Annotated in this window: 20 protein-coding genes; 9 read left to right on the top strand and 11 right to left on the bottom strand. The window is 70.1% G+C overall.

The annotated features are described in order from the left end of the window. Nucleotides 1-359 precede the first annotated feature (359 nt). Entirely contained in the window at nucleotides 360-917 is a 558-nt protein-coding gene (locus OWR29_RS38865) for a hypothetical protein (RefSeq protein WP_267568511.1), read from the bottom strand. Between the two features lie 517 nt (nucleotides 918-1,434). On the opposite strand from OWR29_RS38865, the gene OWR29_RS38860 reads away from it, so the two are divergent. Together OWR29_RS38860 and OWR29_RS38855 are read left to right on the top strand one after the other, a co-directional pair. Further along, nucleotides 1,435-2,745: a glycosyltransferase 87 family protein gene (locus tag OWR29_RS38860; RefSeq protein WP_267568510.1), complete on the top strand. Its 1,311-nt coding sequence runs from the start codon at nucleotides 1,435-1,437 to the stop codon at nucleotides 2,743-2,745. 26 nt (nucleotides 2,746-2,771) lie between these two features. Next, complete coding sequence (locus tag OWR29_RS38855) at nucleotides 2,772-3,179, top strand: TFIIB-type zinc ribbon-containing protein (protein ID WP_438872711.1); 408 nt, start codon at nucleotides 2,772-2,774, stop codon at nucleotides 3,177-3,179. A 134-nt stretch (nucleotides 3,180-3,313) separates the two neighbouring features. Here OWR29_RS38855 and OWR29_RS38850 read toward each other — a convergent pair whose 3' ends face one another. After that, the gene (locus tag OWR29_RS38850) at nucleotides 3,314-4,519 is read right to left on the bottom strand and encodes an SUKH-3 domain-containing protein (RefSeq protein ID WP_267568509.1); all 1,206 of its coding nucleotides are present in this window, start codon (nucleotides 4,517-4,519) and stop codon (nucleotides 3,314-3,316) included. A gap of 108 nt (nucleotides 4,520-4,627) precedes the next feature. On the opposite strand from OWR29_RS38850, the gene OWR29_RS38845 reads away from it, so the two are divergent. From OWR29_RS38845 to OWR29_RS38830, 4 genes are read left to right on the top strand one after another with little or no spacing between them, the layout of a single operon-like run. Then, nucleotides 4,628-5,053 carry a YbaB/EbfC family nucleoid-associated protein gene (locus tag OWR29_RS38845; protein WP_267568508.1) on the top strand — a complete coding sequence of 142 codons (426 nt, stop codon included), beginning with the start codon at nucleotides 4,628-4,630 and terminating at the stop codon, nucleotides 5,051-5,053. Next, nucleotides 5,046-5,378, top strand: coding sequence for a hypothetical protein (locus OWR29_RS38840; RefSeq protein WP_267568507.1), 333 nt, complete (start codon nucleotides 5,046-5,048; stop codon nucleotides 5,376-5,378). The genes OWR29_RS38845 and OWR29_RS38840 overlap by 8 nt, the downstream gene beginning before the upstream one ends. Next, nucleotides 5,375-9,211, top strand: coding sequence for a toxin glutamine deamidase domain-containing protein (locus OWR29_RS38835; RefSeq protein WP_267568506.1), 3,837 nt, complete (start codon nucleotides 5,375-5,377; stop codon nucleotides 9,209-9,211). The genes OWR29_RS38840 and OWR29_RS38835 overlap by 4 nt, the downstream gene beginning before the upstream one ends. Beyond that, nucleotides 9,208-9,543 (top strand): hypothetical protein, encoded by a 336-nt coding sequence (locus OWR29_RS38830; RefSeq protein WP_267568505.1) that lies wholly within the window; start codon nucleotides 9,208-9,210, stop codon nucleotides 9,541-9,543. Before OWR29_RS38835 ends, OWR29_RS38830 begins: the two co-directional genes overlap by 4 nt. A gap of 4 nt (nucleotides 9,544-9,547) precedes the next feature. On the opposite strand, the gene dnaB is transcribed toward OWR29_RS38830, so the two are convergent. Next, nucleotides 9,548-11,002: a replicative DNA helicase gene (gene dnaB / locus OWR29_RS38825; protein ID WP_267568504.1), complete on the bottom strand. Its 1,455-nt coding sequence runs from the start codon at nucleotides 11,000-11,002 to the stop codon at nucleotides 9,548-9,550. Between the two features lie 388 nt (nucleotides 11,003-11,390). On the opposite strand from dnaB, the gene OWR29_RS38820 reads away from it, so the two are divergent. Continuing rightward, complete coding sequence (locus OWR29_RS38820) at nucleotides 11,391-15,506, top strand: hypothetical protein (protein WP_267568503.1); 4,116 nt, start codon at nucleotides 11,391-11,393, stop codon at nucleotides 15,504-15,506. Between the two features lie 77 nt (nucleotides 15,507-15,583). On the opposite strand, the gene rplI is transcribed toward OWR29_RS38820, so the two are convergent. The 5 genes from rplI to OWR29_RS38795 all read right to left on the bottom strand — a co-directional run bounded on the left by rplI (nucleotide 15,584) and on the right by OWR29_RS38795 (nucleotide 18,522). Further along, nucleotides 15,584-16,033 (bottom strand): 50S ribosomal protein L9, encoded by a 450-nt coding sequence (rplI, locus tag OWR29_RS38815; RefSeq protein ID WP_267568501.1) that lies wholly within the window; start codon nucleotides 16,031-16,033, stop codon nucleotides 15,584-15,586. Nucleotides 16,034-16,047: 14 nt separating this feature from the next. Then, nucleotides 16,048-16,287 carry a 30S ribosomal protein S18 gene (gene rpsR / locus OWR29_RS38810; protein ID WP_007073789.1) on the bottom strand — a complete coding sequence of 80 codons (240 nt, stop codon included), beginning with the start codon at nucleotides 16,285-16,287 and terminating at the stop codon, nucleotides 16,048-16,050. A gap of 39 nt (nucleotides 16,288-16,326) precedes the next feature. Beyond that, a complete protein-coding gene (locus tag OWR29_RS38805; protein WP_267568500.1) occupies nucleotides 16,327-16,893 on the bottom strand; it encodes a single-stranded DNA-binding protein in 567 nt (188 codons plus the stop codon). A gap of 66 nt (nucleotides 16,894-16,959) precedes the next feature. Next, nucleotides 16,960-17,250: a 30S ribosomal protein S6 gene (gene rpsF, locus OWR29_RS38800; protein WP_014448192.1), complete on the bottom strand. Its 291-nt coding sequence runs from the start codon at nucleotides 17,248-17,250 to the stop codon at nucleotides 16,960-16,962. A gap of 291 nt (nucleotides 17,251-17,541) precedes the next feature. Then, nucleotides 17,542-18,522 (bottom strand): hypothetical protein, encoded by a 981-nt coding sequence (locus OWR29_RS38795; protein WP_267568499.1) that lies wholly within the window; start codon nucleotides 18,520-18,522, stop codon nucleotides 17,542-17,544. 130 nt (nucleotides 18,523-18,652) lie between these two features. Between OWR29_RS38795 and OWR29_RS38790 the strand changes: the two genes are divergently transcribed. Both OWR29_RS38790 and OWR29_RS38785 read left to right on the top strand, forming a co-directional pair. After that, entirely contained in the window at nucleotides 18,653-19,429 is a 777-nt protein-coding gene (locus OWR29_RS38790; protein WP_267568498.1) for a deoxyribonuclease IV, read from the top strand. A 22-nt stretch (nucleotides 19,430-19,451) separates the two neighbouring features. Beyond that, nucleotides 19,452-21,713 carry a hypothetical protein gene (locus tag OWR29_RS38785; RefSeq protein ID WP_267568497.1) on the top strand — a complete coding sequence of 754 codons (2,262 nt, stop codon included), beginning with the start codon at nucleotides 19,452-19,454 and terminating at the stop codon, nucleotides 21,711-21,713. A 63-nt stretch (nucleotides 21,714-21,776) separates the two neighbouring features. Here OWR29_RS38785 and OWR29_RS38780 read toward each other — a convergent pair whose 3' ends face one another. The 3 genes from OWR29_RS38780 to OWR29_RS38770 all read right to left on the bottom strand — a co-directional run bounded on the left by OWR29_RS38780 (nucleotide 21,777) and on the right by OWR29_RS38770 (nucleotide 26,819). Further along, entirely contained in the window at nucleotides 21,777-23,312 is a 1,536-nt protein-coding gene (locus OWR29_RS38780; protein ID WP_267568496.1) for a glycosyltransferase family 87 protein, read from the bottom strand. 99 nt (nucleotides 23,313-23,411) lie between these two features. Next, the gene (locus OWR29_RS38775) at nucleotides 23,412-26,159 is read right to left on the bottom strand and encodes a transglycosylase domain-containing protein (protein WP_267568495.1); all 2,748 of its coding nucleotides are present in this window, start codon (nucleotides 26,157-26,159) and stop codon (nucleotides 23,412-23,414) included. A gap of 189 nt (nucleotides 26,160-26,348) precedes the next feature. After that, on the bottom strand, nucleotides 26,349-26,819 hold the full coding sequence (locus OWR29_RS38770; protein WP_267568493.1) for a DUF5318 domain-containing protein: 471 nt from the start codon (nucleotides 26,817-26,819) through the stop codon (nucleotides 26,349-26,351). Between the last annotated feature and the right edge of the window lie 49 nt (nucleotides 26,820-26,868).

The following is a 26,868-nucleotide window of genomic DNA, read 5'->3' as shown; positions in this document are numbered from 1 at the left end:
ACCCCCGCGACGCCGTCATCCCCAGTCGCGCCGGCGTCGCCCGCCGCACCGGCCTCACCCGCGCAGTCGCCCGCGCCTCACGCGCCCACACCTGCCGCGCCGCCGTCGCCTACGGCACCTGCCTCGCCCTCGCAGCCGCCCGCGCCTCACGCACCCGCGCCTGCCACAGCCGTGCCTGCAGCGCCGACGTCGCCCGCCGCCCCTGCTTTGCATTCGCAGTCGCCTGCGCCAGCGCCGCACTCGCCCGCTCCCGCCGCGCCCGCGCCGCTGTCGTCCGCTGCCACGTCGCCGGAACAGCCCGCGCCTTCCTCGCTTGCCCCTCGCGCGTCGGAGGCCGACGACCAACCTCCCTCGTCCACTCATGCTTCGACAGACGACGGTGCGGCCGGGACGATCACCACGGCCGACAGTGGAGCGGCCGTGCAGGCTGACGACCCTGAAGCCGCAGGTAGTCTGCCGACCGCATCCTCCGGTGAAGAGCGCGACTCCGGCACCTCCTCCGGCGAGAGCCCTGCAGCGGACCAGCCGGGAACAGCCGCCGCCAAGAACAGCGAAGCCAAGCCCGCCGTGACGCCGAGCGCCGGTGCACAGATCGGCATGTACATCGTCGTCAGCGATACGCCGCTCACCACCAACGGTGCGAAGCCCACCAAAACCGCACGGATCACGCCGAAGGCCACGCCAACCGCCGAGCCTTCAGCGCGCAATCCGCAGGTTGCGCCATCGAAGTCATCTGCGAGCGAGCCGGGCGCGCCACCTGCCGAGCCGGGAAAGACCCCATCGACACCCGCCCCGGCCCCCGTGACTTCTGCGAGCGAGCCGGACGCATCCCCTATCGAATCGTCGGCGGGCGAAGCGACAACACCCGTCCAGAAGCAGCCGGCCAAGAAGCGGTCGCTCAGAAGGAAGTCGGCCAAGAAGGCATCGACCGCACAACCGCCGGCCGACCCAAGCGCCACCACACCAGGCGCACCGCCGGCCAACCCCACCGAAGCCAAAACCGAAGCGGCAGCGGGTGAGCCAGCTGCAGGTGAGCCTCATGCCGCGTCCGCCGAACCAACCGCAAGCAAGTCGAAGTCGACGTCAGCCGGCTCGACCAACGGCAAGCTCAAGGCGGCCAAAGCAACCGCTCGCGAAGTTGAAGCGCCGTCGGCCAACTCAACTGCTCGCGGGACCGAAGCGACTTCAGCTGAACCAACAGCCGAAGAGACCGCGGCGGCGCAAGCTAAACGAACGGGCGACGGAACCAAGGCTGCGCAGGCTGAACCAACAGCCGACGGGACCGGAGCGGCGCCGGTCGAACCAGTCGCAGGCAGGCCCGGAGCGGAGTTGGCCGAACCGTCCGCGAACGGGCACAAAACCGTGTCCACTGAGGCCGAAGGCAGCGGACCCGGCCCGGTCAGCCCCTCAACCAGGAGAAGCCATGCTGAGCCTGTGCAAATCGGCCGAATCGGGCGGTCCTTCGCCCGTGTCGACCAGGCCGCGGGCGGCTACGCCGTAGACCTGACTCTTTACGCCGTATCCGCCGTCTTCGCCCTGATCACCGCACTCAACTCGACACTGCTGCCCCACCGGGCCTGGGGATCCATCGCCGTCTGGGCCTACGCGGCCGCTTTCGTGATCGCCGGTTTGCAGTTCACCGGTTACCTGCTGACCCGCCGCCGAGGCACGACCGGCCGAATCTCCCTGCTGTTCGGCAACGGCGGCCGGGCCGCGGTCACCTGGACCGTGTGGGCCGCCGCCGCCCTTGTACCGCTCGTCGTCCAGGCGGTCCAGCGGGCCGGTGGCCGCACCGACCGCGCCCAGGAAGAGGTGCTGGTCGTCGAGCACATGGGCGAACGCCTGCTGAACGACGGCACTCCGTACCTGTCCCGGGACACGATCGCCGCGCTGCCCGAGGGCGAACGGTTGATGGGCTACAGCCCGTACCAGCCGGGGATGTCGATCTTCGGCCTGCCGCGGGCCCTGTTCGGCGACGTCTGGTGGACCGACGCCCGCGTCTGGTTCGCCGTGTTCACCGCCCTGATCCTGATCGCCGCCGTGTGGTTGCTGCGGTCCGCGCGCTCGTTCCCCACCATCCGGGCGTTGCAGGCGGTGACCGTCCTGCCGATCTGCGCGCTCACCCTGGCCACCGGCGGCGACGACATCCCGGTGCTGGCGTTCTGCCTGCTGGCCCTGGCGCTGGCGGCCACCGACCGTTACGGCTGGGCGGGCGTGGCCGTCGGCGCGGCCGCTGCCTGCAAACTTTTTGCGCTACCGGTGGTGGCCGTGCTCGCCATCCTGGCCATGGCCGTCGCCCGTGGCGGCCGGCTGTTGCCGGGCGCGATCGGTCTGCCGATTCTCGTGCTGATCCCGCCGTTCCAGGTCAACGAGGACGGCTTCCTCGAGAACGTGATCCGGTTCCCGCTCGGGCACGGGCTCGTCACCAGTCCGGCGCAGTCCCCGTTCCCCGGCTACCTGATAGCACAGAACGTGCCGAACGGCCGCTATCTCACCCTGGGGCTACTGGCCGCGGTGGCCGTCGTCATCACCGTACGCATGCTGTGGTGGCCTCCCCGCACCGCCGCCACCGCCTCGCTGATCTGTGGCTGGGGTTTGCTGGCGGCGATCCTGCTGATGCCGACCACCCGCTTCGGCTACCTGCTGTACCCGATCGCGTTCCTGGTCTGGGCGGCCGCCCTGCGCCCCGGCCGATCGGAACGCGTCGGCACACAGGAACCACACAGCAACAAGTCGCCCGCCTGATGACACAGCCTTGTACCGTCTGTGAGATGCAGATGACCTGTCCGAAGTGTCACGGCGAGATGCGGGTGTACGAGCGCAGCGGCGTCACGGTCGACCAGTGCACCGAGTGCCGGGGGATCTTCCTCGACCGCGGTGAGCTGGAAAAACTGTTCGAGGCCGAGTCGAGCTACAACACTCGCCAGGCCCCGCCCCAGTCCGCCCCGCCTCGTCCGGCCGCCGCCCCTCAGCCGGGTTACGGCCAGCCGCAGCCGGGTGGATACGCCCCGCCGCCTCCGCCGCCCGCGCCGGGCTACGGCCAGCCCACTCACGGCTACCCGCCGGCTCCGGGCCACCACGCCCCGGCTCCGGCCTACGGCTACCACGGCCACTACCGCGGCGGCCACCACGGCCACTACCACCGCCGCAAGAGCTTCCTGCACAACCTGTTCGACTGAGGTAGTGCCGCATCCGCCCGCCCGTCGGCCTCACCGGGGCCGACGGCGGGCCGACGTGCGCGATGACCGCGTCGAACCGCACGTGGATGCGCTGCCGGTGCCGCCGGGACAGGTCCGCCGGTCCGGCTGATGGGCTACCAGGTGCCGTCGTCGCGCACCCGTCGCGCCGGGCCGTCGCCGGTGAGCAGCCCGGTCAGCGCCTCGTCGAGCGTGCTGCCGGCGAACCACTCACCGGCCTGATCGATGACAAAGACCCGTCCCACCTCGTCGATCGCCATCACCGCGTCCCCGCCCTCGATGCCGATGGGGAACAGCGGCACCCCGATGACCTCGGCGAACTCGGCCAGCGCAGCCGACGCGTAGGCGCCCGGCACCGGATCGAGCCGCAACAACCGGATGGCCCGCCGCAGGCCCGGCCCTCGCCGCGCGCAGCGCACCCCGGGAAAGTCCGCGATCGCCGCCCGCGCCGCCTCGAACGGCTGCAGCCGCCCGCCGGAGGCCTCGACCGCGCGCTCCATCGCCTCGTCACCCTGTGAGCCCGTGCCGGCCCCGATCCACCCGCCGCCGGCCAGCGTGCGCGCCACCTCGTGCGGGAAGCGCCCGGCCACCGGAATCCGGTCGGAACCGTGCCGCCATTCGCCGGCGAACGCCCTGTCCGACCAGGGCAGCACAGCCAGGTCGACGAGGACGTTGATGCAGGTCTCGCAGGGGCGGTGCTCCCGCCCACCATCCGGGTCCCCCTGGTCCCGTACGAGATAAGCAGCGAAAGCGGCCCCGGTCAGCCAAGCCCTCGCATCGTCGACCGTGAGCTCGCGACCACGGGTGCGCGTGGCCTCGTGCAGTGCGTCGGAGACGGCGATCAACTCGGCGTGCCGTTCGACGCCGCGCACCTGACTCTCCGCGCCCAGCATCTCGAGACGATCGACCACCAGCGGATGGTGATTGATCCGCTGGTCACCCTTCGCACCCTGCGCCCGGAACAGCCGCTCACCCACGGTGAGGTGTGCGACCGTCGTCGGAGTCGGCCGGCGACGCGTCAGCCGCAGCAGCGCGACAGCCGGATCAACTGTGCCCGGCGGGGTCGGACGGCGGTCCCGATAGATCGCGGCGATCTCCTCCGGCGGCACCGCGGGCCAGGTCGAGAGCACGCCCGTCTCCCGATCGATCACCGTGCGTGCGCTCTCGCCGGGTACGGACAGCACCGTCGCCGGCTCACGCGTCCAGATCACGTAACCCAAGTCGAATTCGGTCAGCATCGGCTCACATCCGTAGCCGCGCTGCTCGGACTCGTTGCGTGCCCACCGCGCCGCGACCGCCTCGGCCTCCGCTCGTGTGATCACCGTGCCCTCCCCTCCGCCAAGCCGTGAACCCGATCGCCCGTGGCGACGTTCGCAGATTGAAGTTAACCGAACACGCAAAGTCCCGACACGGACGAGGGGTGTGACCCGGTGGCTGTATCCGCGAACCGCGACGTGAATCGGGAACTGCGCGACCGCCTCACTGAGGTGCACGAACGATATGCGCGCCTCCGGTCCGATCTGGACGATCTTCAACGACGTCTGGAAGCGATCCGGGTCACCGTTGTTTCGAGCGACGGACTCGTCCGCGTCACGGTCGGCCCGCGCGGCGAGCTGATCGACCTGCGGCTGATTCGCCGGGCCACTCGGAATATGGACAACGAATACGTTTCCCGGACGATCGTCGCCACTGTCCACACTGCAGCCGAGCAGGCCGCGGAACGCATACAGACTTTGATGGCCGACTATCTCCCGGCCGATTCCGGTTCTCTCCGCTACCTGCGTGACAACAATTTCGGCTCGCTGCTCGGACGGTCCGACGAGGTCGTCCAGGATCTGGCCGGCCGCGATGAGTGACGCCCGGCTGCGGCTCGACGCCGAGGAGGCCCTGGCCGGATCGCGCGCCCTGAGCGCGGCCGGCGAGGACCTGGGCGCGCGCCGCAACCGGGCCGGCGCCGAGATCGCCACGGCCAGCTCCGCCGTCCCGTGGGGCCGCGACGACTACGGGCACTCCTTCGAGAAGCACTACCGGCCGTTCGAGCAGCAGGTTCTCGACGCGTGGCAGCAGCTCGCGGACTACCTGTCAGGGCTTGGCGACGCCGCCGCCCTGTCCGTGCACGACAACCTGGCGGCTGACGCCGACGCTGCCCGGCGCGTCCGTTCCACGTACCGGGGGCGATGATGACCGTCCTGCCGAGCCCGATCCCCCACCCGCTCGAGTTCAGCCCGTTCGACGTGCCGGCCTGGGCCTACGAGGCGCTCGAATGGGTCGTCGGCTTCGACTGGCCCGCCGGCAACGAGGTCGCCACCTGGGACGTCGCCGACCGCTGGTTCTCGCTGGCCACCTCGCTGGCCGAACCCAACGAAGCCGCGATGTCGGCCGCCGGACGGTTCCTCTCCGGCTACGGCGGCGCCGGCATCACGGCCGAAGGTTTCGAAGATGCCTGGCGGATGGTCGCCGGAGACGACAACGCACCGCTGCACGACCTGCTGCGCGTGTCGGGCGAGCTGGGCAAACTTGTCGAAGGCTGCGGCGCCGACCTCGAGGCGGCGAAACTCGAGGCCTGGATCGAGATCGGCATTTTCCTCGTCGAACTGGTCGGCATGGCGGTCAGCGTCGCGCTCACGCTGGGCGCCGCGTCCCCGGCCGCCGGCGGCCTCATCGTCGCGACGAGACTCGCCATCCAGCAGATCTTCCGCCGCCTGGTCGAACAGCTCGGCACGAAAGCCCTCCGGCAGACCGCGGGCCGTGCGATCAAGCAGGTGACCAGCCGCGAAGGCCTGCGCAAGCTGGGCCGCGAAGCACTCGACGAGGGCTTCGACGAGGCCCGCGAAGAGATCGCCACCAACGGCGGCATCCAGATGTACCAGCAGTCGACCGGCCGCTCCGACGGGTTCGATCTCGAAGGCATGGGCCGCACCGCGCTGGCCGGATTCGCCGGCGGAGCAGCCGCAACCGGAGCTCAGGCCGGATCCCACGGTCACGGCGGCATCTTCCGCGGCGCCGGCGGCGAGGTCATGGCGGAATTCGGCGCCGCAGCCACGTTCGGCGAGCTGCCCGACGCTTCAGGGCTGGCCAAATCCGCCAGCTCAGGCGCGGTCGGCGCCGGCATCCACGGAACATCATCGCTGGGAATTGACCAGATAAAGGGCCTCGACGTGCCATCCCTTCCCGTCAGCGACGGTGCGTCGTTCGCGGTCGGCGGGGATGAAGCTTTTGAAGGTACGACGGTAGGGGCTGGCCAAGTAAGCGGTGTATCAGTGGATAACGGGCTGCGCGCTGACGATTCACCGTCGGCAAGCGCAGACGAGGGTCCATCACTCTCCACGTTGACCCCGACCGATCACACTGCGGTCGACCTCCTGCCAAGCGCCTCCACCAGCACCGACGCATCTTCGGCGTCCGCATCCACGCCTTCCACCAGCACGTCCCCAGCGCCGTCCCCCACCGCATTTCCAGTTCACGCCGACACGCCGTCCCCCGCCGCAGATTCAGTTCACGCCGACACGCCGTCGACGACATCGCAGTCCCCGGCTCAGTCGATCCAGTCGTCGCCCTCCCCGTCCCCGGCGCCGTCTCCGCTGCCCCTCCCCTCGGACGCGCCTCCGCCGGTTGTTCCGTCCGCGGATGTGGCGCCGCCGTCGCCGTCCACGCCTTCCTCTCTCTCGGTGTTCTCGCCGTCGGATCTGTCTGTGTCTTCGCCGTCGGACGGGTCGGGAGTGCTGGCTTCGACCGCGACGGTCGGGTTCGCTGATCCGCTTTCCGGCACGTCGGCGCCGCCGGCCTCGCCGGTGTCGACCCCCGTGAGCAGCACGAACGTTCCGCTGATGAGCATGGGGCCGGCCGTCCGGCTGACGTCTCGTCGTCCAGCAGCTCCGGTCAGGGGCACGGGTGGGGTGCCCGTGGACAGTACGAGCGAACCGCCCGGGTCGACCGCGCCGGGGTCGCGGCGGAGCTCACTCTCCGATTTGGAGCGGATCGCGGATGCGCTCGGACCGCGGACGGCGCCGCGTCAACCCGTACGGGAATATGCCGCGACCACCCACCTGCCGTCAGCACCGCAGCCGGAGATTCGTGACGAGCGGGCGTATTTCGGCTACGCCCAGCACGCGCGCCGGACCCACGAGGAGAACCGGCGGAACGAATACGCCGACTACCTGGAATCCATCGCCGAGGACAACCGCGCCCGGATCCTCGATCTGGGTCAACGCGCCGACGAGGCCAACCGGGCCGGCTTCACCTTGCGTGAGGCCCAGTATCGCCATCAGGCTCGCGAACTGAGCGAGATCGTCGCCGAGATCGATGACCAGATCGGCCAGGTCCGCACGGGTGACCTGGCACCGGAACGCGTCGAGGTCGACCCGCCCGACTGGGCCCGGATCAACCGCGACGTCGGCAACCTGGCCCCCGGCGGCGTCCGCACCACCGACCGCTCGGCCCTGGACGGTTTCGCCGGCCGCCCACCGATCGACCGCACCCGCCACTACAACTCACCCGGTGGCCTGCGCCCGCCGCTGGCCGTGCACCAGACCGACATCGAGAACGCCGTCCCGCGCGACCGCCACGGCAACGTCTCCCGCCTACCCGATCCTCGGGAGGGCACGTGGTTCCGCCTGGCCAACGACGGCGGCCCCGCAGCCGACCCCACACGCGGCCTGAACTGCGTGGACGGCACCCTGGCCCTGTTCGACACCTATATCCACGGCCGCCCGCGAGTCTCGGCCCCCCGAACGTTCGACGTCTACGCCAACGGCAACCCCGACCGCCCCCTGGGCGGCGAGACGCACGGCATCAACCGAATCCGCCTGGCCACCGGCGGCGACTTCCAAAACCTGTGCCCCCATCTGGGCGACGCAGACCCCGCCGCCGCCCGCTCCGCCATGGACCAGGCCGCCCAAAACCTGACCAACCACCTGCTGAACACCGGCCACGGCGCCTACGCCTTCATAGTCACCGACCTGGAAGGCGGCGGCAGCCATTCGTGGGCCGCCCTCAACCAGAACGGAACCGTCCTCTACGTAGACCCCCAAATAGGCCGAATCTCCGAACACACCCCCCTCTACCACCACCACGGAGTATCGACCCCCATCAACGTCGTCTCCCTGGAAGCCCTGGTAGTCAACGCCTCCGGCGCCCCGGCCCCGCTACCTCACCACGGCCCCGGCAACTGGTCGGCCACCCCGACCGGAATCGATAACCCTCTCGATGCCATTCGTGCAGCCGAGCGGCAGGCGTTCGAGTCGTTGCCGCCCGAGCATCGCGCTACGTTCATTGCCTCCGTGGCTGTTTCACACGAAGTTGCGACGCGTGTGTCGACTGACCTTCACCGCGTGGTCGAGGCGATCCCTTCAGGCGATGCACGGGTCGTCGACGAAGAACACAACGTCAAGTCCGCCGAGTCGCTGGGCAGGAAGCTCCTCGAAGACTTCTCGTTCGAGGGTGCCGGCCCGGAGCAGTATTTGGCCGAGGTGAAGGATCGTGTCCGTTTCTCCGTCGAGGTGCCTGAAGCTGGGTACGGGCAAACGGTCGCCTGTGTACTCGACCAGCTGCACCGGCTCGGCTACCGCACGACGTCGGCCGCCAGCTTCTGGGCGGATCACGGACGGCACAACGGCTTGAATGTCTGGCTGACTGATCCTCATGGCTTCCGCGTGGAAGTGCAGTTCCCGACGCCGCTGTCTCGTCAGGTTGGCAAAGAGACGCACGTCAGTTACGAGGTCATGCGCTTCGGTGGAAGTACCAGCTGGGAGCGGGTTGATGCATTCCTCCAGATTTTGTCGATCAACAAAGAGGCCTGCATCTATGATCATCGACCGTCCGACTTGCACCTGTTACACCCATTGAGGGAGAAGACCACCACCCTCGCCGCATGGCTAAAGTCGGAACAGGAAACGCTGGCGCAATACCGCGCGGCTCTGTCCGCACAAGGCAAGTCGTTCGAGGATCACATTCGGCAGCACGGGCTGAGCAGAGACGACGTGCCCGGCGCAGAAGGATTGGGCTTGTCGGAATGACGGAACGCAGCTTCGCCTACAAAGTGATCATGCGTCGGGATGACCTATCCACGGTCACGAGCATGGTTGCCTACCAGGCACCGAGCGATCAGCCGCTCCGCGCAGTGATCTGGAGCGTGCCGTATCGCGAGTGGATCTTCGCGCCCCACACCGTGTCGCGCATCCTTTACGACGACGAAGAGCAGGACCGCGGCCGCACAGTCGATCGAGCAACGGCTGAGCAGGTGGCACGCGACGTCCTGCGCACCGAACTTCCCAGCGAGGCCGATCTGACCGAGATATCCGACGAGGGCGAGCGCAACGGCTGGAACTACGGCCCGCCCCGGGGATGACCACTCAGGTGATGGCCATGTCGACGAAGCGGGACAGGTGCAGCTGGGCCGCGACCGTCACCGTGTCGGTGGGGCCGTTTCGGTGCTTAGCCACGATGAAATCGGCCTCGCCCGCCCGCGGTGATTCCTTGTCGTAGTAGTCGTCACGGTGGAGCAGGATGACCACGTCGGCGTCCTGTTCGATGGAGCCGGACTCACGCAGGTCGGACAGCTGGGGGCGCTTGTCGGTGCGCTGTTCGGGACCGCGGTTCAGCTGCGACACCGCGATCACCGGGCACTCGATCTCTTTGGCCAGCAGCTTGAGGCCACGGGACAGCTCGGACACCTCTTGCTGCCGGCTCTCGGTCTTTTTGGGCGAGGACATCAGCTGCAGGTAATCGATCACCAGGAGCTTGAGGTTGTGCCGCTGTTTGAGGCGGCGCGCCTTGGCCCGGATCTCCATAAGGTTCATGTTCGGCGTGTCGTCGACGAAGATCGGGGCCTCGCTGATCTCGCCCATGCGGCGGGCGAGCTTGCTCCAGTCGTCGTCGGTGAGCTGGCCGGAACGCAGCACGTGCAGCGGCACCCGGGCCTCGGCCGACAGCAGACGCATGACCATTTCGATCTTGCTCATTTCGAGCGAGAAGATGGCGCTGGCGCAGTTGCTGCGGATCGCCGCGTTGCGGGCGAAGTCCATGCTGACCGTCGACTTACCGAGACCGGGGCGCCCGGCCACGATGATCAGCTGACCCGCGTGCAGGCCGTTGAGCAGCCGGTCGAGGTCGGAGAAGCCGGTCGGTACGCCGGTCATCATGCCGCCGGCGGCGCCGACCGCCTCGATCTCGTCCAAGGTGGGCTGCAGCATGTCGCCCAGGGCGGCGAAGTCTTCGCTCACCCTCTTTTCGGTGACGTCGTAGATCGCCTGCTGGGCCAGGTCGACGATGTCGTCGACGTCACGGCCGCCGTTGCCGTTGGCGCCGTAGCCGAGCTGCACGATCTTGGTGCCGGCCTCGACGAGGCGGCGCAGGATGGCCCGTTCGCCGACGATGCGCGCGTAGTAGGCGGCGTTGGCCGCGGTGGGCACGCTCTCGATCAGGGTGTGCAGGTAGGGCACGCCGCCGATGCGCTGCAGATCACCGGAGTCGGCCAGCGCGGCCGCCACGGTCAGCGCGTCGGCCGGCTCACCGCGCCCGTACAGATCAAGAATGACGTCGTAAATGGAGGCGTGGACCGGACGGTAGAAATCCTGCACCTTGAGGATCTCGACGACGTCGGCGATCGCGTCCTTGGAGAGCAGCATGCCGCCGAGCACGCCCTGCTCGGCCGCGACGTCTTGCGGGGGCGACTTGTCGAAGGCGCCGCCCCGGGACGGCCCGCCGCCCGATGGCCCGCCGCCGGACGACCCGCCCCCGGAAGGCCCGCCACCCGACGGCCCACCACCGGACTGGGCCGGCGGCCGCGTCTCGTCGGTGATCGACACCCGGACCTCCTCCGCTCGCCGTACGCGCACCCCTGATCAAACAGCTCGGGTATGACACTTTCGGCTGATCCCCGCCATGATCAGGAAGAAAAGTCCCGATCAAATACCGCGCCACTCTACGAACCCCGCCCCCACCTGCCCAACCGCCCCGGTGGACGAGCCTCGGGACAACCTGTGGACATCCCGCCCCAGCCTGTGGGCAGGCCTGTGCACAGCCTGTGTACAACTGCTGGGGACGACGGAGGTCGTGCCTTCGCGAGCAGGCATTTCGCTGTCCCCACCTGTGGAGGGGGAAAAACTCCTGCACAAGTGCGAAAAGGTGCCGGGCGTGAGCAAGCCGTCGCGCGGAGGCGTTGCGGTTCCGACGCGCGGAAGGCACGCTTTTGTCGTGGACCAACGGGAGTGGGACTACGGCGCCCGCATGTCGCGAGAGCGACGCGCCGCCGATCAGCGGTCCCCCCGTGGCCAGGATTCGCCCGATTTCGCCGATCCTGACCGGAAATGGTCATCGCTCACCGACACGGGCAGTCTGCAGCCGAGCGCCGAGGCTCTCGACTGGCAGCGCCGGGCCGACGCCTGGGCGCAGCAGTCCGAGTCCGACCCGCATCAGTCGGTCGAGCCGGCCAACCGCTGGTCCGACGTCGCCGCCACCGGCCGCCCGACCTTCCCGGCCGACGGCGTCGGCTGGCGCACCGAGACGGCCGAGTGGCGCGCGGCCGGCGCCCGCTGGCGGCAGACCACCGAGTGGCGGTCCACGACCGGCTCCCACGTCTGGCGGTCGACCACCGAGGCCTGGCAGTCCGGTGACAACGAGTCCTACCCGCCCGAGGCCGAGACGCCGATGGCTCAGCCGGCCATCTCGAGCAGCGCATGGTCGGCCGATTCGAGTGCCGACTCCCGTCCCTCCTGGCAGCAGTTCGCCGAGTCACCGGCCGAGCCCGAATCGCCGAGCCGGTCGGCCACCCCGAGCTGGCAGCAACCCTCTCCCCGTACGCCCGCCGAGAGCTCACCGTCGTGGCAGCAGTTGGTCGAGCCGGGTCAGCCGTCGTGGAACTCGCGGCCGTCCTGGCAGCGCGACGCCATCGAGGGCTCGGCCACCTGGACCGATCTGACCGAGCAGCGTCCGGCCGACACGGGCACCACGTGGCTGCGGTCCGACGACCCGCGCGACGACGGCCGCCACCTGGTGCGTGAGGACGACCGCGCCGCGTGGCGACGCGAGGCCGGCGCTGGGTCACCCCCGGTCGGGCGGCGTCGCGCTCCCGAGCCGGGTTCCCCTCCTTCCGGCGGTACGGGTTGGTCGAGCGGCCGCTCCGACTCGGAGAACGGCGAGAACACCGACAATTGGGCCCGGCACACCGACACCGGCGGCATTCAGCTGTACGGGGACACTCCCGCCCCGGCGCCGTCGGCCTGGGGCACGGGCACCGGCTTCGGCTCCCGCAACGTCAACCGTCGCGAAGAAACGAGCCGGTCGACGCCGTACGGCGATGCTCCCGCCTACGAGATGCCGCCCGCAACGCCGTACGAGCCGCCCCCGCGCCAGCCTCGCCGGGACGACGCCACCGGCGGCTACGGCGAACGCCCTCGTTACGCCCCGGAGGACGAACAGCCGACCGGGCGGAGCCGGCGGAGCCGTCGCTACGCCGACGAGGCCGACGCTTCGCCGCGCGGCGAGACGGGTTCCTACGCGCCTCCTGAGCCGCGCGCCCCGCGCCGGTCCCGCTCCGAGCCGGACGAGACCGCCACCTTCAGCGCCGTGCCCATGCCGGCCCCGCCGCCGACGTCCGCGCAGCGCAGTGCCATCCCGATGCCGGCCCCGCCGTCCTCCGCTCAGCGCAGCGCGGTCCCCATGCCCGCGCCACCGCCGACCTCGCCGCGCAGCGCCATGCCGGCCCCGTCGTCATCCCCGCGCAGCGCCATGCCCGCGTCGCCATCGTCGTCCCCGCGCAGCGCCATGCCGGCTCCGTCGTCCTCCCCGCGCAGCGCCATGCCTGGGCAGTCTTCCTCGCCGCGCAGCGCCATGCCCGCCGCGCCGGCGTCCGGGCCGACCGGCAGCCCGTCCAAGGGCCGCGCGAGGTACAACGCGGGCAGCACCGACTGGCGTGACCAGACCGGTTCGTGGGAGGCCGAGCCCGACACCAGCAGCTGGGTCCGCGACCCCGACACCGGCCAGTGGAGCCGCTCCAACGACGACCCCCGCATCCTGGCCTGGCGCCGGGAGGCCGCCCGGCGTGAGGCGATGGGTGAGGGCCCGCGCGCGCTGCCCCCGCCGCCGCCCGCCGCGAGCGAGCCCGAGGCGCGCCAGCAGGAGCAGCCGCCCACCGGCTGGCGCAACACGGCCCCACCACCGCTGCCCCCGGGCCCCACACCCCGCAGCGCCACTCCCTACGGCGGCGGCCCGGAGTCCCGTGGTTATGGCGACGCATACGGCTACGGCAATGCGCCGACGAGCTCAGCGCCCGGCCGTGACCCGTATGGCGCCGCCCCGACCAGCCCTGTCCCCGCGCGAGACCCGTACGACGAGCCGCGCGGCTACGGCAGCGGACCGGCCGGCCGCGACGAGGACGACCGGTCCCGCGGCGGGTACGGCGCCGCCCCCGGTCGCGAGCCGTACGACGCTCAGCGAGCCAACGGCAGCGCGCCCACTAGTTCTGCCCCCGGCCGCGACCCCTACGGCTACGGCAGCGCGCCCACCAGCTCGGTCCCGGATCGCGACCCGTACGGAACGTCGGCGCCCACCGGCATCTACGGCGGCTCGGCCCCCGATCGCGACCGGTACGACGAGCCGCGTGGCTACGGCAGCGCGCCCACCAGCTCAGCCCCCGGCCGCGACCCCTACGGCTCCTCGTCGTCCGGTGGCACCTACGGCAGCGCAGCACCCTCAAGCTCCATCCCGGCTCGCGATCGCTACGACGAGCCCACGAGCTACGGCAGCCCGGCCATCGGCCGCGACCCGTACGACGACTCCCGCGGACCCCGCACCTACGGCAGCGCGACGCCCTCAAGCTCCGTACCAGCCCGCGACCGCTACGACGAACCCACCAGCTACGGCAGCCCGGCCATCGGCCGCGACCCGTACGACGACTCCCGCGGACCCCGCACCTACGGCAGCGCGGCACCCTCAAGCTCCGTCCCAGCGCGCGACCGCTACGACGAACCCACGAACTTCGGCGGCCCAGCCGCCGGCCGCGATCGGCGCACCTACGGCAGCGCACCGACCAGCTCCGTCCCCAGCCGGGACTCCTATGAGCCTCGCGGCTACGGCAGTGCGCCCACCAGCTCCGTCCCCGCCCGCGACGACTACGGCAGTGCTGCGACGGGCCGCCGCGCCTACCAGGAAGAGTCCCGCGGCGGCACGGCTTACGGCGCCCAGTACCGCGAACAGCCGGCCCTCCCGAGTGCCCCGCGGAGCGCCCCCGGTTACGGCGACGCGCCGGCCGATGGCGGGCCCGGCTACTCCGGTTCGGCGCCGGTCAGCTCACCACGCGGCTATTCGGGCTCGCCGGCCCTACCGCCCGGTTCCTCCGCGGCCCCGGCCAGCGGCGTCCCGCAGTACATCCCGCTCGAGCAGCCGCAGCGCTCCGGCCGCCGCCGCGCCGACGATGACGCTCCGACCGGCCGGCGAGGCGCAGCGGGCCCGGGCGCGTACGCCGACGAGCCGCTCAGCCCAGAGGCCTGGCAAACCGGCCGCACCGCCCGCCCCGGCGGTCCTTCCTGGTCGCTGGACAGCCCCGACGGCGACAGTTCGACCGGCGCCGACGCGCGCGGTAACGCCCCGTCGTGGTCGCTGGACGAGCCACCGGCCACCGGCTCGCCGTCCGACACCGGCCAGTGGCATCTGGACGAGCGGCGCGAACGCGCCCGCGGCAGCGCGGTTTACCGCGAGGGCGGCGGCAGCGACTGGCGACGCGACTTAGCCGATCAGAGCAACCTGGCCGACGGTGAATCCCGGCGCTTCGGCACCTCGGACTACGTGCCCTTTCGGTCCGGCGGCTCAGCCGCGGTCCAGGGACAATCAAACTTATCCACCACGTCGACGTCGCTGATCTCGCCGGTCGCGGGTGAGGCGCCCGGCCGGCGGGCCGCGGCGAACTGGAACGGTCCGTCCGGTGCGTACGAGCGTCGCCCGGTCACCAGCGGCTACCCGACGGGCCGGAAGAGCGATCTGCTCGATCCGGACGACGAGGAGGATGAACAGGGTTCCGGCGGGCCGCTCGCCGCGGTCGGTTACACCGTCATCTGGTACGGCGTCCCGGTCGTCCTGTTCGTCGCCTACATGCTGGTGGTCGGCGCCGGCGCCCAGGGGCATGCCCTCGGCACGCTGGCCAAGGCGGCCCCGCAGTTCCTGATCTCGCTGGTGCTCAGCGTCCTCGTCGCGGTCGGCCTGCGATTCGTGAGCCACTCGTGGAAGGCGATCAGCGTCGGCCTGGCCGCGGCCGTGGTCGGCGGCGGGCTGGCCACCGTGCTGACCTCGGCCATCACCGGCAACAGCCTCAGCTGACGGCGAACCGGTCGCAGGCAACGAAAAGGCGCGCCGAGATCTTCCGATCCCGACGCGCCTTGACGCGTTAAGCGGTCTTACTTGGCGGCGACGACGTTCACCGGGAACGTCGCGGTCACCTCGGGGTGCAGTTTGACCTGGACGTTGTACGCGCCCGTGGTCTTGATGTGGCCGGGCAGCTCGAGGCGGCGCCGGTCGAGGGACGGACCGCCGGCGGTCTTGACCGCGTCGACGATCTCGGCCGGGGTGATCGAGCCGAACAGCCGGCCGCCGTTGCCGGAGCGGGCCGTCAGCGTCACCTTGAGGCCGGAGAGCTGGGCCTTGACCTCGTTGGCCTGACCCAGGTCACGGATCTCGCGGGCGTCACGCGCCCGCTTGATGACCGCGACCTGCTTCTCGGCGCCCTTGGTCCACAGGATCGCGAAACCCTGGGGCAGCAGGTAGTTACGGCCGTAGCCGTTCTTGACCTCGACGACGTCGCCGGGGGTGCCGAGGCCCGACACCTCCTGGGTGAGGATGATCTTCATATTGGTGATCCTCCTCAGCGCGCCGTCGCCGTGTACGGCAGAAGCGCCATCTCACGGGCGTTCTTGACCGCGCGGGCGATCTGCCGCTGCTGCTGCGAGGTCACCCCGGTGACGCGGCGGGCACGGATCTTGCCCCGGTCGGAGATGAACTTCCGCAGCAGAGCGGTGTCCTTGTAGTCGATGTAGGTGATCCCGTCCTTGTCGAGCGGGTTCACCTTCTTCTTCGGCTTGCGAAGCGCCGCAGCCTTAGCCATTGCTCTTACTCCTGAACTCGGTAAGCCCTGATGAGAGGGCTAGAAGGGAGGCTCGTCGTCGAACGAGGAGTTGCCGCCGCCACCGCCGGAGCGGTTGCCGCCGGAAGAGGCCGGAGCCGCCGTCGCCCACGGGTCGTCGAAGTTGTTGTTGCTTCCTCCGCCGCCACCGCTGGACTGCCGGTTGCCACCGCCGGAGGCGCCGAAGCCACCAGAGCTGCCACCAGCGCCGCCACCGCCGGAGCGGTTCATGCGCTGCACCTTCGCCGTGGCGTACCGCAGCGACGGGCCGATCTCGTCGACCTCGAGCTCGTAGACGGTGCGCTTCTCTCCCTCGCGGGTCTCGTAAGACCGCTGGCGCAGCCGGCCCTGCACGATCACCCGGGAGCCGCGTTGCAGCGACTCGGCGACGTGCTCGGCGGCGTCACGCCAGATGTTGCACGCAAGGAACAGTGGCTCGCCGTCTTTCCACTCGCCCGACTGCCGGTCCAAGGTGCGCGGCGTGGACGCGATGCGGAACTTGGCAACCGCCGCACCCGAAGGGGTGAAGCGCAGCTCGGGATCGTCGGTGAGGTTACCGACGACCGTGATAACGGTTTCTCCTGCCATGATCTTCTCCTCGCCGCTTCGCTCGTTCGTAGGAGGTTGTCAGAACCCCCTGACAAAAACGAGAACTCAGCGGGTCTCGGGCCGGATGACCTTGGTACGCAGGATGGACTCGTTCAGCCGCAGCTGACGGTCCAGCTCGGCCACGGCCTCGGGCGTCGCCTGCAGGTCGACGACCGCGTAGATGCCTTCGGCCTTCTTGTTGATCTCGAACGAGAGCCGGCGACGGCCCCAGACGTCGAGCTTCTCCACCGAGCCACCCGCGGTCCTGATGACGTTCAGGTACTGATCGAGCGACGGGGCAACGGTGCGCTCCTCGAGCGAAGGATCGAGGATCACCATGAGTTCGTAATGACGCAAGACGTTCTCACCTCCTGTGGGCTGAACGGCCACGGTCTCTCCGTGGCAGGAGGTCTTGTGTCGATCGCAAACGAAAACCGTGGGGCTGTGCCCACGGCGGTCAGTCTGCGAACCGAGTAAGCATACCCACCCGGGACGTGCCGCCAAAAACGAGGACCCCGCCCGTGTAGGCAGGGTCCTCGCTGGTGGAGCCGCGGGGCGCCCGATCCGCATTCGCTGGGTGGGACCTGGGGAGGAACGACCACACCGATGAGGTTGGACGGCCGCCCCGCGGAGCTTGTGGGAAGAAGACTATGCGATCTCTGCCCGATTTGCACGTTGCGACACGAATGACCGAATAGCGGCAACTGTTACCCCGACCACACAGACGGCGGCGGTCAGCGCGAGCAGGCCGAGCGGGTTGCCTTCCGGCATCGGCTCCAGCGTCGCCACCGGCTCGGCCGCGGCGGCCGTCGTCGGGGCCGGCGTGAGGGGGACCGGCTCGGCGCCGGCGGTCATCGGGTCGACGTCCAGGTCCGGTACGCCGGGCAGCGCCGCGAGGTCGCCGGGCGGCAGGCCGGCGGAGGTGGGCGACGCGCTTCCGGCCGTACTGGGAACGGCCTTGACCTTGGTTTGTGCCGGAGCACCGCCGTGCGGCACGGCTCGGGGAGCGGTGGTGGCCGCATGAGCCGTGGCGTGCGAGCTCCGGGCCGGCAACCGCCGCGTGTCCGGACGAGTGCCCGCGGACTTGACCCGGGACGGACGCTCGGCCGGGACTGCCGTGTCCGTGAGCGAGGCCCCCGCCGGGGAACGGTCCGAGTCGGCCGGGGTCAGGGACATCGGTGTCGCGTCGGTCGCGGTGGGCGCCGGATCAGCGTCGGGCTCGGCGGCCGCCGTGTCGGACGGCGAGGCCGTGACCATCATGGGGGTGGCGTCGTCGCCGATCGGGCAGCTGGGCCTGAGCAGCACCGAGGTCGTGCCCCGCCGGAAGATCACATCGGTCGAGGAATCGTCCGGGACGGTGCCCTTCGCATCCCCGCCGAGCAGCAACTGCGCGTCGAAGCCGGTCTGGTTGACGACCCGCAGCTTGCTCTCGGGCGGCACCGTCAACGACTCGACGCTCGGCCGTGAGGTGCACGAGACGCTGAAGATCCCGGCCCCCGAGAAGGTCACCGCCCGGGCGCCCTCGGGGATCGGGTCGGCGCTGGCCGCGTTCATCGCCAGCAGGGGGCCGCCGAAGATCAGACCGCCCAGCACGATCGCCGTCACCCGCTGTCGGACCTGCCGAGACATGCACCATCTCCCACGTCGCCCCGGCCCACCGGCCGGTATCGGTCAAATGTGATCAATGGAGCTAACGACATCCGCCGAGGCCCGGTGACGCGCGGGCCGAACTGTCGGACCCGCGTCGTAGTCTCGACCCATGCGCATCGGAGCCCATGTCGATCCCGCTTCTCCGCTCGAAGAGGCCGCCGCCCGCGGGGCCGAGGCGGTGCAGTTCTTCCTGACCGACCCCCAGGGTTACAAAACGCCCAAGCCGCGCGAAGACGCGGCAGCCCTGCGGGCGTCCGAGGTGGACGTCTACATCCATGCGCCCTACATCGTGAACGTCGCCTCGCCCAACAACCGCATCCGCATCCCCAGCCGCAAGCTGCTCATGGCGCACGCCAAGGCCGCGGCCGAGCTGGGCGCCAAGGGCCTGATCGTGCACGGCGGTCACGTCGGCAGCGGCGCCGACATCTCGGCCGGCTTCGAGAACTGGCGCAAGGCGTTCGAATATGCGGAGAACGACGGCGGTCTGCCCCTGCCGATCCTGATCGAGAACACGGCCGGCGGCGACAACGCCTGCGCCCGTCGCTTCGACGACCTGGCCCGGCTGTGGGAAGCGGTGGGCTCCTTCGGCGCCGGCTTCTGCCTGGACACGTGCCATGCCTTCGCCGGCGGCGAAGACCTGGTCGGCGTCGTCGACCGGGTCAAGGCCATCACCGGCCGCATCGACCTGATCCACGCCAACGATTCCAAGGGCGGTTTCGACTCCGGGCAGGACAGGCACGACAACCTCGGCAATGGCAAGATCGACCCGGAACTCATCGTGGCCGCGATCCGGGCCGCCGGCGCGCCGGCCGTTGTCGAGACGCCGGGCGGCGCCGAGGGACAGACGGCCGACATCACGCTCCTGCGGGAGCGGACGGGCCGGTGACACGCCGCACGGGGAGAGGGTCATGACCAGCGAGCAGCCGAGGCAGTCCCCCGGCCCGCCGGCTCAACGGCCACCGGCCGAGCCGCTACGGCCTCCCACCCCCGGCAGTTCCTCCACAGACGACAAAGTCTCCACCGCACCCGCTCCGGCCGCGACGGTCACCTTCGTCGACAAGGCCGAACGCCGGCGCGGCTGGCTGCGCAAACGCCCCGCACCCGCCGCAGCACCCACCGCACCCGCCGCCGCGCCCGCTGCATCGGCTGCTGCGCCCGCCACCATCCCGGCTCAGGCCGCCCCGCCGGCACGGGAAGGCAAGACCCAAACTGCCGAAGGTCCACAAAAGACCACCAAACGCCCCGAACCGCTGCCCACCGAGCGGCCGCCCGGCACCCCACCCGATCCCTGGCACGCCTTCGCCGCCACCGCCGAACGTCCCCCGGGCTGGTTCCGGCGCACCACCCGCCGGTTCGCCCGCTCGCTGATCCACGAGTACGCGCTGGTCACCTATCTCGGCGTGCTGATGGCCGTCGCGCTCACCTGGCCCACGCTGCGCTACCCGCTGCACACGCTTCCGCAAGACATCTGGGACCCGTCCCGTCAGGCCTGGCAGATCGCCTGGATCGGCCACACCCTGCTGACCGACCCGATTCACCTTTGGCAGTCCAACGCTTTCTTCCCGCTGGCCGACAGCTACGCCTTCGGCAACAGCCTGCTCGGGTACGCGCCGTTCGGCATGATCGGCGAGGGTCCGCAGGCCGCCGTCCTGCGCTACAACATCCTCTTCGTCCTGGCCCACGCGCTGCTTCTCATCGGCGGGTACGCGCTGGTCCGCCAGCTGGGGGCGGGCCGCACCGGCGCCGCCGTGGCCGCCGTCGCCTTCGCGTTCGCGCCCTGGCGGCTCGCTCAAGAGGGCCACCTCGACATCATCTCGGCCGGCGGCATCCCGCTCGCCCTGGCCATGCTGGCCCGTGGGCACGGCTGGTCGCTGCGGCGCGGCCTGCGCCCCGACCGCCGTCGTCCCGGCTGGGCCGCGGCCGGCTGGATCGTGGCTTCCTGGCAGGTCAGCCTCGGCTTCTCGCTCGGCGTCCCGTTCCTTTACGTGCTCGGCCTGCTGCTGGTCGTGATCGTGCTCGGCACCCCGATCCGCTTCCTGCGCCGCCCGGCCGAGCGCCCGATCCTCGGCTCGCGCCTGATGCTGATCGACCTGTCCGGCGCGTCGTTCCTGGCCGCCTTCAGCTTCCTGCTCGCCATTCCGTATTTCCGCGTGCCCGATTCCGGCCCGGCCGGCACCGAGATCGCCTTCTTCTCGCCGCCGCTGCGCGGCCTGCTGATCGGTCCGGCCGAATCCCGCATCTGGGGCGCCCCGCACCAGGTGCCGCGCTCCTCGCTGGGCTGGCCGGCCGAGATGGGTCTGCTGCCCGGCTTCGTGCTCTACGCCCTCGCGCTGGCCGGCCTGGCCTTCTCGATCTGGACGCTGCGTCAGCGCCTGCTGCTGCTGGCCGCTCTGGCCGTGACCATCGTCCTCACCCTCGGCACCAACTTCTACGAGGGCCGCTACAGCTACCTTCCGCTCTTCGGCCATCTCCCGGCCTCGCTGGGGCTGCGCATCCCGGGCCGGCTGATGATCTGGGCCACGCTGCTGCTGGCCATCCTGGCCGCGGGCGCCGTGGCCGAGTTCGTCCGCCGCGCCGAGCATCTGTCCGAGCAGCGCATCCCACCCTGGCCCGGCCCCTGGCTGCGCCTGGCCACCTTCGTGCCGCTGATGCTGGTGCTCGTCGAGGGCTGGAATGCGACCGCCCATCCCGTGGCCCCGGCCCAGCCCACGGCCATGCGCACGGTCAGCGGCCCGATGCTGGTGCTGCCCACCGGCGCCCTCGCCGACCAGACCGTCATGCTGTGGTCGACCAGTCGGTTCCAGCCCATGGCCAACGGCGCCGGCGGCTTCGGTGCGGCCCGCCAGACCGAGCTGTACGGCAAGGTTCTGTCGTTTCCCGACGCGGCCAGCGTCGAATACCTGCGCTCGATCAATATCAAGCGAGTGCTACTGGTCCGCGGCGAGTCGGCCGGCACCCCGTGGGAACGCGCCGGCGACATCCCGGTCGACGCCCTCGGCATCCGCCGCGAAGACGCCGACGACGGCGTTGTTTTCCACCTGGACGACAAGCAGACACCGTCGTCGCCGCTGCCCACTCCGGGCCTACCCACCCAGCCTGCTCAACCCACGCTGCCTCAGCCCACGCAGCCGGCCCTCACCACGCAACCCGGCGTCATCCTCGACCGCTGATCGCACGGCTGACACCCGACGCCTCCGCACCCCGTCCGGCGGCGGACTTCAGGCAACAGCGGGTCAGACCTTCACGACGGTCTGATCCGCGGGTGGCGGCGGGTCGATCGGGGCCGGGGTGGCGGCGGGGGAGCGGTCGACGCGGAAAGTTCGGCGCAGGCGGCCGATCCAGGGCGCGTCCGGCCCGTTCAGCGGCCCGCCGTCGGGGTCGTCGTCGTAGCTCTGCCGCACCGCGTCCAGCTCGGGCTTCCAGATCTCGCGGATCACCAGGGCGCACAGGACGATGACAGTGACCAGGCGCAGCGTCGAGGCCAGCACGAACGTGCCCTCGGGAATCACCGGCTTGCCACCGGCCCCCATGAGCTCGGCGTAGAAGGCGGTGAAGTAGCCGAACTCAGCCACCGTCCAGGCGATGATCGCGCCCCAGCGCGGCCGGGCCAGCACGATCAACGGCAGCAGCCAGAGCACGTACTGCTGCGACCACACCTTGCTGGTGATCAGGAAGGCCGCCACGACGAGGAAGGCGAGCTGCGCGACCCGGGGCCGGCGCGGCGCCAGCCAGGCCAGCAGGCCGATCGCCACGCAGGCGAGACCGAACAACGCGTACGAGACCAGGTTGAGAGCCGGCACGTGGTCGCTCAACCACTGGAAGGGCCCCTGATCACCCGACGAGCCCGTGTTCCACTTTCCGTCGAGATAGCGCCCGATGTACCAGAGCGTTCCCCAGTCGATCGGCCGGTCGCTGTTGAGGCGGAAGAAGCGCAACCAGCTCTCGTGGTACCAGAAGAACACCGGGAAGTTGACCACCGCCCAGCTCACCGCGGCCGTGGCCATGGCCGCGCCCCACGAGCGCACGGCTTTCGAGCGCAGGGCCAGCACGAGTAACGGTCCGAGAATGAACAGTGGCCACAGCTTCGCCGCCCCGCCCAGCCCCAGGAACACACCGGCCCAGGCCGGATGCTTCTTCGCCCACAGGTAGAGCCCGATCGCGGCCAGCCCGATGGCGAGGAAGTCCCAGTTGACCGTCGCCGTGAAGAAGATGATGGGGGAGACCGCGAATATGGCGGCGTCCCAGGGCCGGCGCCGGCGCAACGCCAGGATGATCGCCGCCGTCGCCACGGCCAGCGCCGACAGCACGATCGCGTTGATGTTGTAGAACCAGGTGCCCTGGTTGATGTCGGGGTTGTTCTCGCCGTACGCGTGCACCGGAAGCCCGAGGGCGCCCATGAAGTAGCCCGTAACGACCGGATATTCCACCGGCCAGTCCTTGTACGGCACGGCGCCCTCGTTGAGGTGTTCCGCGTAGTACAGCGCCAGCACGTCGGTGTAACAGAACCGCGTGTACTGGACGTTCTGCTGCCAGTCGCCGCTTTGACAGGGCGACTTCTGCACCCACGAGAACGCAAGCGTCATGCAGATCAGCGCGAGGATGATCCGTGGCGCCGACCAGAACCGGCCGCGCCGCGCCTCGGGCCGCACCGCGTGCGAACCGAGCGGCCCCCCGATGGCCTCGGACAGGCCGCGCACGAATCCGTCCGACGTGGCCGGAGCGCTCGGCTTGTCGGGGCGGTCGAAGTCCTCGGGCGGTAGCGAGCTCATGTCATGGCATCATGCCGTACTTCGCACCCGGCGCTCCGCACGACCTACGCCCGAAATGAACCGGCGCGCGCCCCCAGGGGGCACGCGCCGGTCGGTGAACTAGTCGCCCGCGTTCTGTGGCGTCAGCGTCGGCTGGGTCGGTTGTTGCTCCGGTGTCCCACCGCCGCCGTCGTTGTCGCCACCACCGCCGTCGGTGTTACCGCCGTCGCCGCCGTTGTTGTCGCCGTCGCCGCCGTTGTTTCCGCCGCCGTTGTTGTCGCCACCACCGTTGTTGTCGCCGCCGTTGTTACCGCCGTTGCCGTTCCCGTTCCCGTTGCCGCCACCGTTGTTGTTGTTCTGGTTGCAGTCGGGTCCGATGAAGCCGAGCACGCAGTCGCCGCCGTTGTCGGCCGGCTCACGCGGCGGCGGGGCCGCCTGGCCGTTGGCGAAGGGACTGTCCGGGTTGCCGGTTTCGACGCGCTTCGGGAAGTCCTCGCGTTCCAGGTCCTTCGCCTTGATCACCGCGTCGAGGAACTTCTTCCAGATCTTCGACGGGGTGCCGGCGCCGAACATGTCGCGGCCGTTGGACTCTTTCAGCTCGACCTTGTTCTTGGCGCCGCCGACCCAGACCGTCGCGGCCAGCTGCGGCATGCCGCCGACGAACCAGGTGTCACCGCTGCCCTCGTTGAACTCCCAGGTGCCGGACTTGGCGATGCCCTCCTGGCCGTTGCGCAGGTCGCGGTCGTCGACCTCGACGATCTCTTTCATCACGGACTGCAGGTTCGACATCTGGTCGGCGTCGAAGACCTTGTTGCCGTCGATCTTCTCGCTGCCGACGATCGACTTCTGGCCGGTGTCGGGATCGACCCGCGAGACCGACCGGATGAAGTGGGCGTCGTGGTGGACACCGCCGCCGACGATCGTGGCCACCCCTTCGGCGTGCTCGAGCGGCACGACGCGGTACTGGCCGAAGGCGACCTCGTTGTCGAAGTAGCCGTCCTGCTTCCACACGGAGGCGTCGGTCTTCTTCAGGTCGACCAGCTTGCCGTTGGGGAACTGCTTGTTGCCGTCCGTGTACATGTGCTGGATACCGGCGTCGCGGGCGGCGGCGATGACCTTGTCGCGGCCGATGGCGTCGGCAATCCAGTAGAACGGGAAGTTGTACGACTTGATCGTCGCCGTCTCGAGGTCACAGCGCTTGATCTGGCCCTTGCAGACGGTTCCCGGGTCGGCGCCCGCGTTGCTGATCTTCTTGCCGTTCGGGCGGAGCTTGGTGCCGTCCCAGCGGGTCTTGAAGGAGATGTCCTCCTTCAGCGCGGCCGCCAGCGTATAGATCTTGAAGGTCGAGCCGGGGGACTGGCCGCCGTCCACCTTCAAGGTGTCGCTGTTCATGTAGCCGCCGTAGTCGATGCCCGTCGCATCGTCACCGCCGTAGTAGCCGAGCACCCGCCCGGTCTTCGGGTCGATGCCGATCACCGCCGCCTGGTACGTGGCCGGCTTGTCGTGCATCGGGGAGCTCTCGCTCTTGCGGGAGCCCGCCTCTTCGGCCGCCTTCTGCACGACCGGGTCGATCGTCGTGGTGACGGTCAGGCCGCCCTTGTCGAACTCTTGCTGGCTGATGCCCATCTCGGCCAGCTCGGCCCGGACGTGCCGCATGATCATGTCGACCGGCTTGCTGCCCGTGCTCTTGCTGGCCGAGCTGGTGCTGGCCTTCTTGACCGTGGGGTACTTGCGCTTGTCGTACACCTCTTTGGAGATCCAGCCCATTTCGAGCATGTTCGCCATCGTGTACTCCCAGCGCGCCTTGGCGTCGACCGGGTTGATCGTCGGGTCGTAGCCGCGGTGGGTGGCCGTCGGCTCCGGCTGCTTGATGATCGAGGCGAGCACCGCGGCCTCGTACGGCGTGATGGCGTTCTTCTGCCCGGCCGGCGTGGTTACCGACTTGCCGAAGTAGCCCTGCGCCGCGGCCTGGATGCCGTACCGGCCCCGGCCCAGGTAGATGTAGTTCAAGTACATGCCCATGATCTGGTCTTTGTTGTACTTGCCCTCCATCTTGCGGGCGATCACGGCCTCACGCAGCTTGCGGTTGTAGCTGATGTCCTTGAGGTCGGCCGCGTGCCGGGCGTACTGCTGGGTGATCGTCGACGCGCCCTGCTGGTCGCCACCGGTGAAGTTGTTCCAGGCGGCGCGGACGATGCCCTTCATGTCGATGCCGTGGTGCTTGTAGAAGTTCTTGTCCTCGGCGGCGGCCACGGCGTGCTCGACGACCTTGTTGATCTGCGCCTCGGGCACGACCGTGCGGTTCTGCTCACCGAGCTTGGCCAGCACCGTGCCCTTGGTGTCGAGGATCACGTTCGACTGGTCCTCGCTCACCGGCGAGGGCAGGTCGACGTCGTCGAAGAAGTAGGTGCCGCCGACCACGCCGGCGCCGAGCAGGATGACCAGCACGGCCGCGGCGGCGGTCAGGATGTTGGTGCGGCGGCGGCGCTTGGCCGCCTTCGACTTGTCCTTGCCGCCGGGCGGACGGCCCCCGCCGCCGATGCTGCCCTCGTCGTTGGGCCGGACCGGCGACGGCCCGGGGCGTACGGCCGCACGCGCGACCGCCCCCGTGCCGCGAACCGGCGCGGCCGCCCCGACCGAGGCGCGTGCGCCGACGCGGGCCGAGCCGACAGGGGGCGGAGCAGCCGACCCCACCGCGGCGCGGCCCGGAGTGACGGAGGCCCGTCCGGCGCTGCCGCGGCGGTAGGCGTCCGGCGCCGGCCGGGCCGACGCCGAATAGGAAGACTGGTCGTCGTCAGGCGCTGCGTTCGCGGACCCGGGCACCCGGGCCCGGGCACGCGAGGACTGCGGTTCGCCGTACGAGTTCATGCGGTCACACCTCGGTCGCGGTGACGTGCGCAGGGAGGACCCTGGAGGGGCCCTCACCGGCGACGACACGCGCGGACGACTCGGGCTGCATACCGGCAGCCGCCCTGACGTTTGTCATTGATGACCGGCCGTGGCGCTGGATGCGCGAGCCGGTCGGGGTCGTGTCAACGGTAGCGAGATCGATCCGCGTCATCGGCGGGCGTCCCAGCCGTGTGACGACGACCCGATGTCGCGGTGGCGGCCCGCGGTGGACGAGGCGGCAACCGCCTCGACCCGATCGAGTTCGTCGGCGGTGAGCGCGTCCCGGCCGAGCAGGTACTGCTCGGCCAGGTGATTCCACGCGCAGGACTGGCACACTTCCACGACGAACACCTGGAACTCACGCAGCGTCATCGCCAGCACAGGCAGCTCGGCGAGCTTGCGAGCCTGGCCGGCGGACTGCTTGAGCTCGTCGCCGTAGATGTAGTGGACCAGGGTCAGGTTGTCGCGGCGGCAGATCGGGCACCGCTCCTCGGTCGGCTCGCCATGGAATCGAGCAGCACTTTTGAGGTATGGCGAGGCATCACAGACCTCGAGCGTCCCGATCTTGCCGTTGTGCACGTCACGCAGCACTGCTCGCTTCTGTAGCGAGTAGTCGACGACCTGCCGCTGCGTTCGCATGGCGACGAGCGTACGCGGTCCGGCGGGAAGGGGCGACTGTCATCACTCA

The organism is Paractinoplanes pyxinae (genome assembly GCF_026626335.1).
Lineage (GTDB): Bacteria > Actinomycetota > Actinomycetes > Mycobacteriales > Micromonosporaceae > Actinoplanes > Actinoplanes pyxinae.
This window is presented reverse-complemented; position numbering and strand designations above follow the sequence as displayed.

Excerpts from the sequence above, each read along its gene's own strand:
- OWR29_RS38855 (WP_438872711.1), top strand. The coding sequence starts at position 2,772 with ATGCAGATGACCTGTCCGAAGTGTCACGGCGAGATGCGGGTGTACGAG.
- OWR29_RS38840 (WP_267568507.1), top strand. The coding sequence starts at position 5,046 with ATGAGTGACGCCCGGCTGCGGCTCGACGCCGAGGAGGCCCTGGCCGGA.
- OWR29_RS38835 (WP_267568506.1), top strand. The coding sequence starts at position 5,375 with ATGATGACCGTCCTGCCGAGCCCGATCCCCCACCCGCTCGAGTTCAGC.
- OWR29_RS38830 (WP_267568505.1), top strand. The coding sequence starts at position 9,208 with ATGACGGAACGCAGCTTCGCCTACAAAGTGATCATGCGTCGGGATGAC.
- rplI (WP_267568501.1), bottom strand. The coding sequence starts at position 16,033 with ATGAAGATCATCCTCACCCAGGAGGTGTCGGGCCTCGGCACCCCCGGC.
- rpsR (WP_007073789.1), bottom strand. The coding sequence starts at position 16,287 with ATGGCTAAGGCTGCGGCGCTTCGCAAGCCGAAGAAGAAGGTGAACCCG.
- OWR29_RS38805 (WP_267568500.1), bottom strand. The coding sequence starts at position 16,893 with ATGGCAGGAGAAACCGTTATCACGGTCGTCGGTAACCTCACCGACGAT.
- OWR29_RS38795 (WP_267568499.1), bottom strand. The coding sequence starts at position 18,522 with ATGTCTCGGCAGGTCCGACAGCGGGTGACGGCGATCGTGCTGGGCGGT.
- OWR29_RS38790 (WP_267568498.1), top strand. The coding sequence starts at position 18,653 with ATGCGCATCGGAGCCCATGTCGATCCCGCTTCTCCGCTCGAAGAGGCC.
- OWR29_RS38785 (WP_267568497.1), top strand. The coding sequence starts at position 19,452 with ATGACCAGCGAGCAGCCGAGGCAGTCCCCCGGCCCGCCGGCTCAACGG.
- OWR29_RS38780 (WP_267568496.1), bottom strand. The coding sequence starts at position 23,312 with ATGAGCTCGCTACCGCCCGAGGACTTCGACCGCCCCGACAAGCCGAGC.
- OWR29_RS38775 (WP_267568495.1), bottom strand. The coding sequence starts at position 26,159 with ATGAACTCGTACGGCGAACCGCAGTCCTCGCGTGCCCGGGCCCGGGTG.
- OWR29_RS38770 (WP_267568493.1), bottom strand. The coding sequence starts at position 26,819 with ATGCGAACGCAGCGGCAGGTCGTCGACTACTCGCTACAGAAGCGAGCA.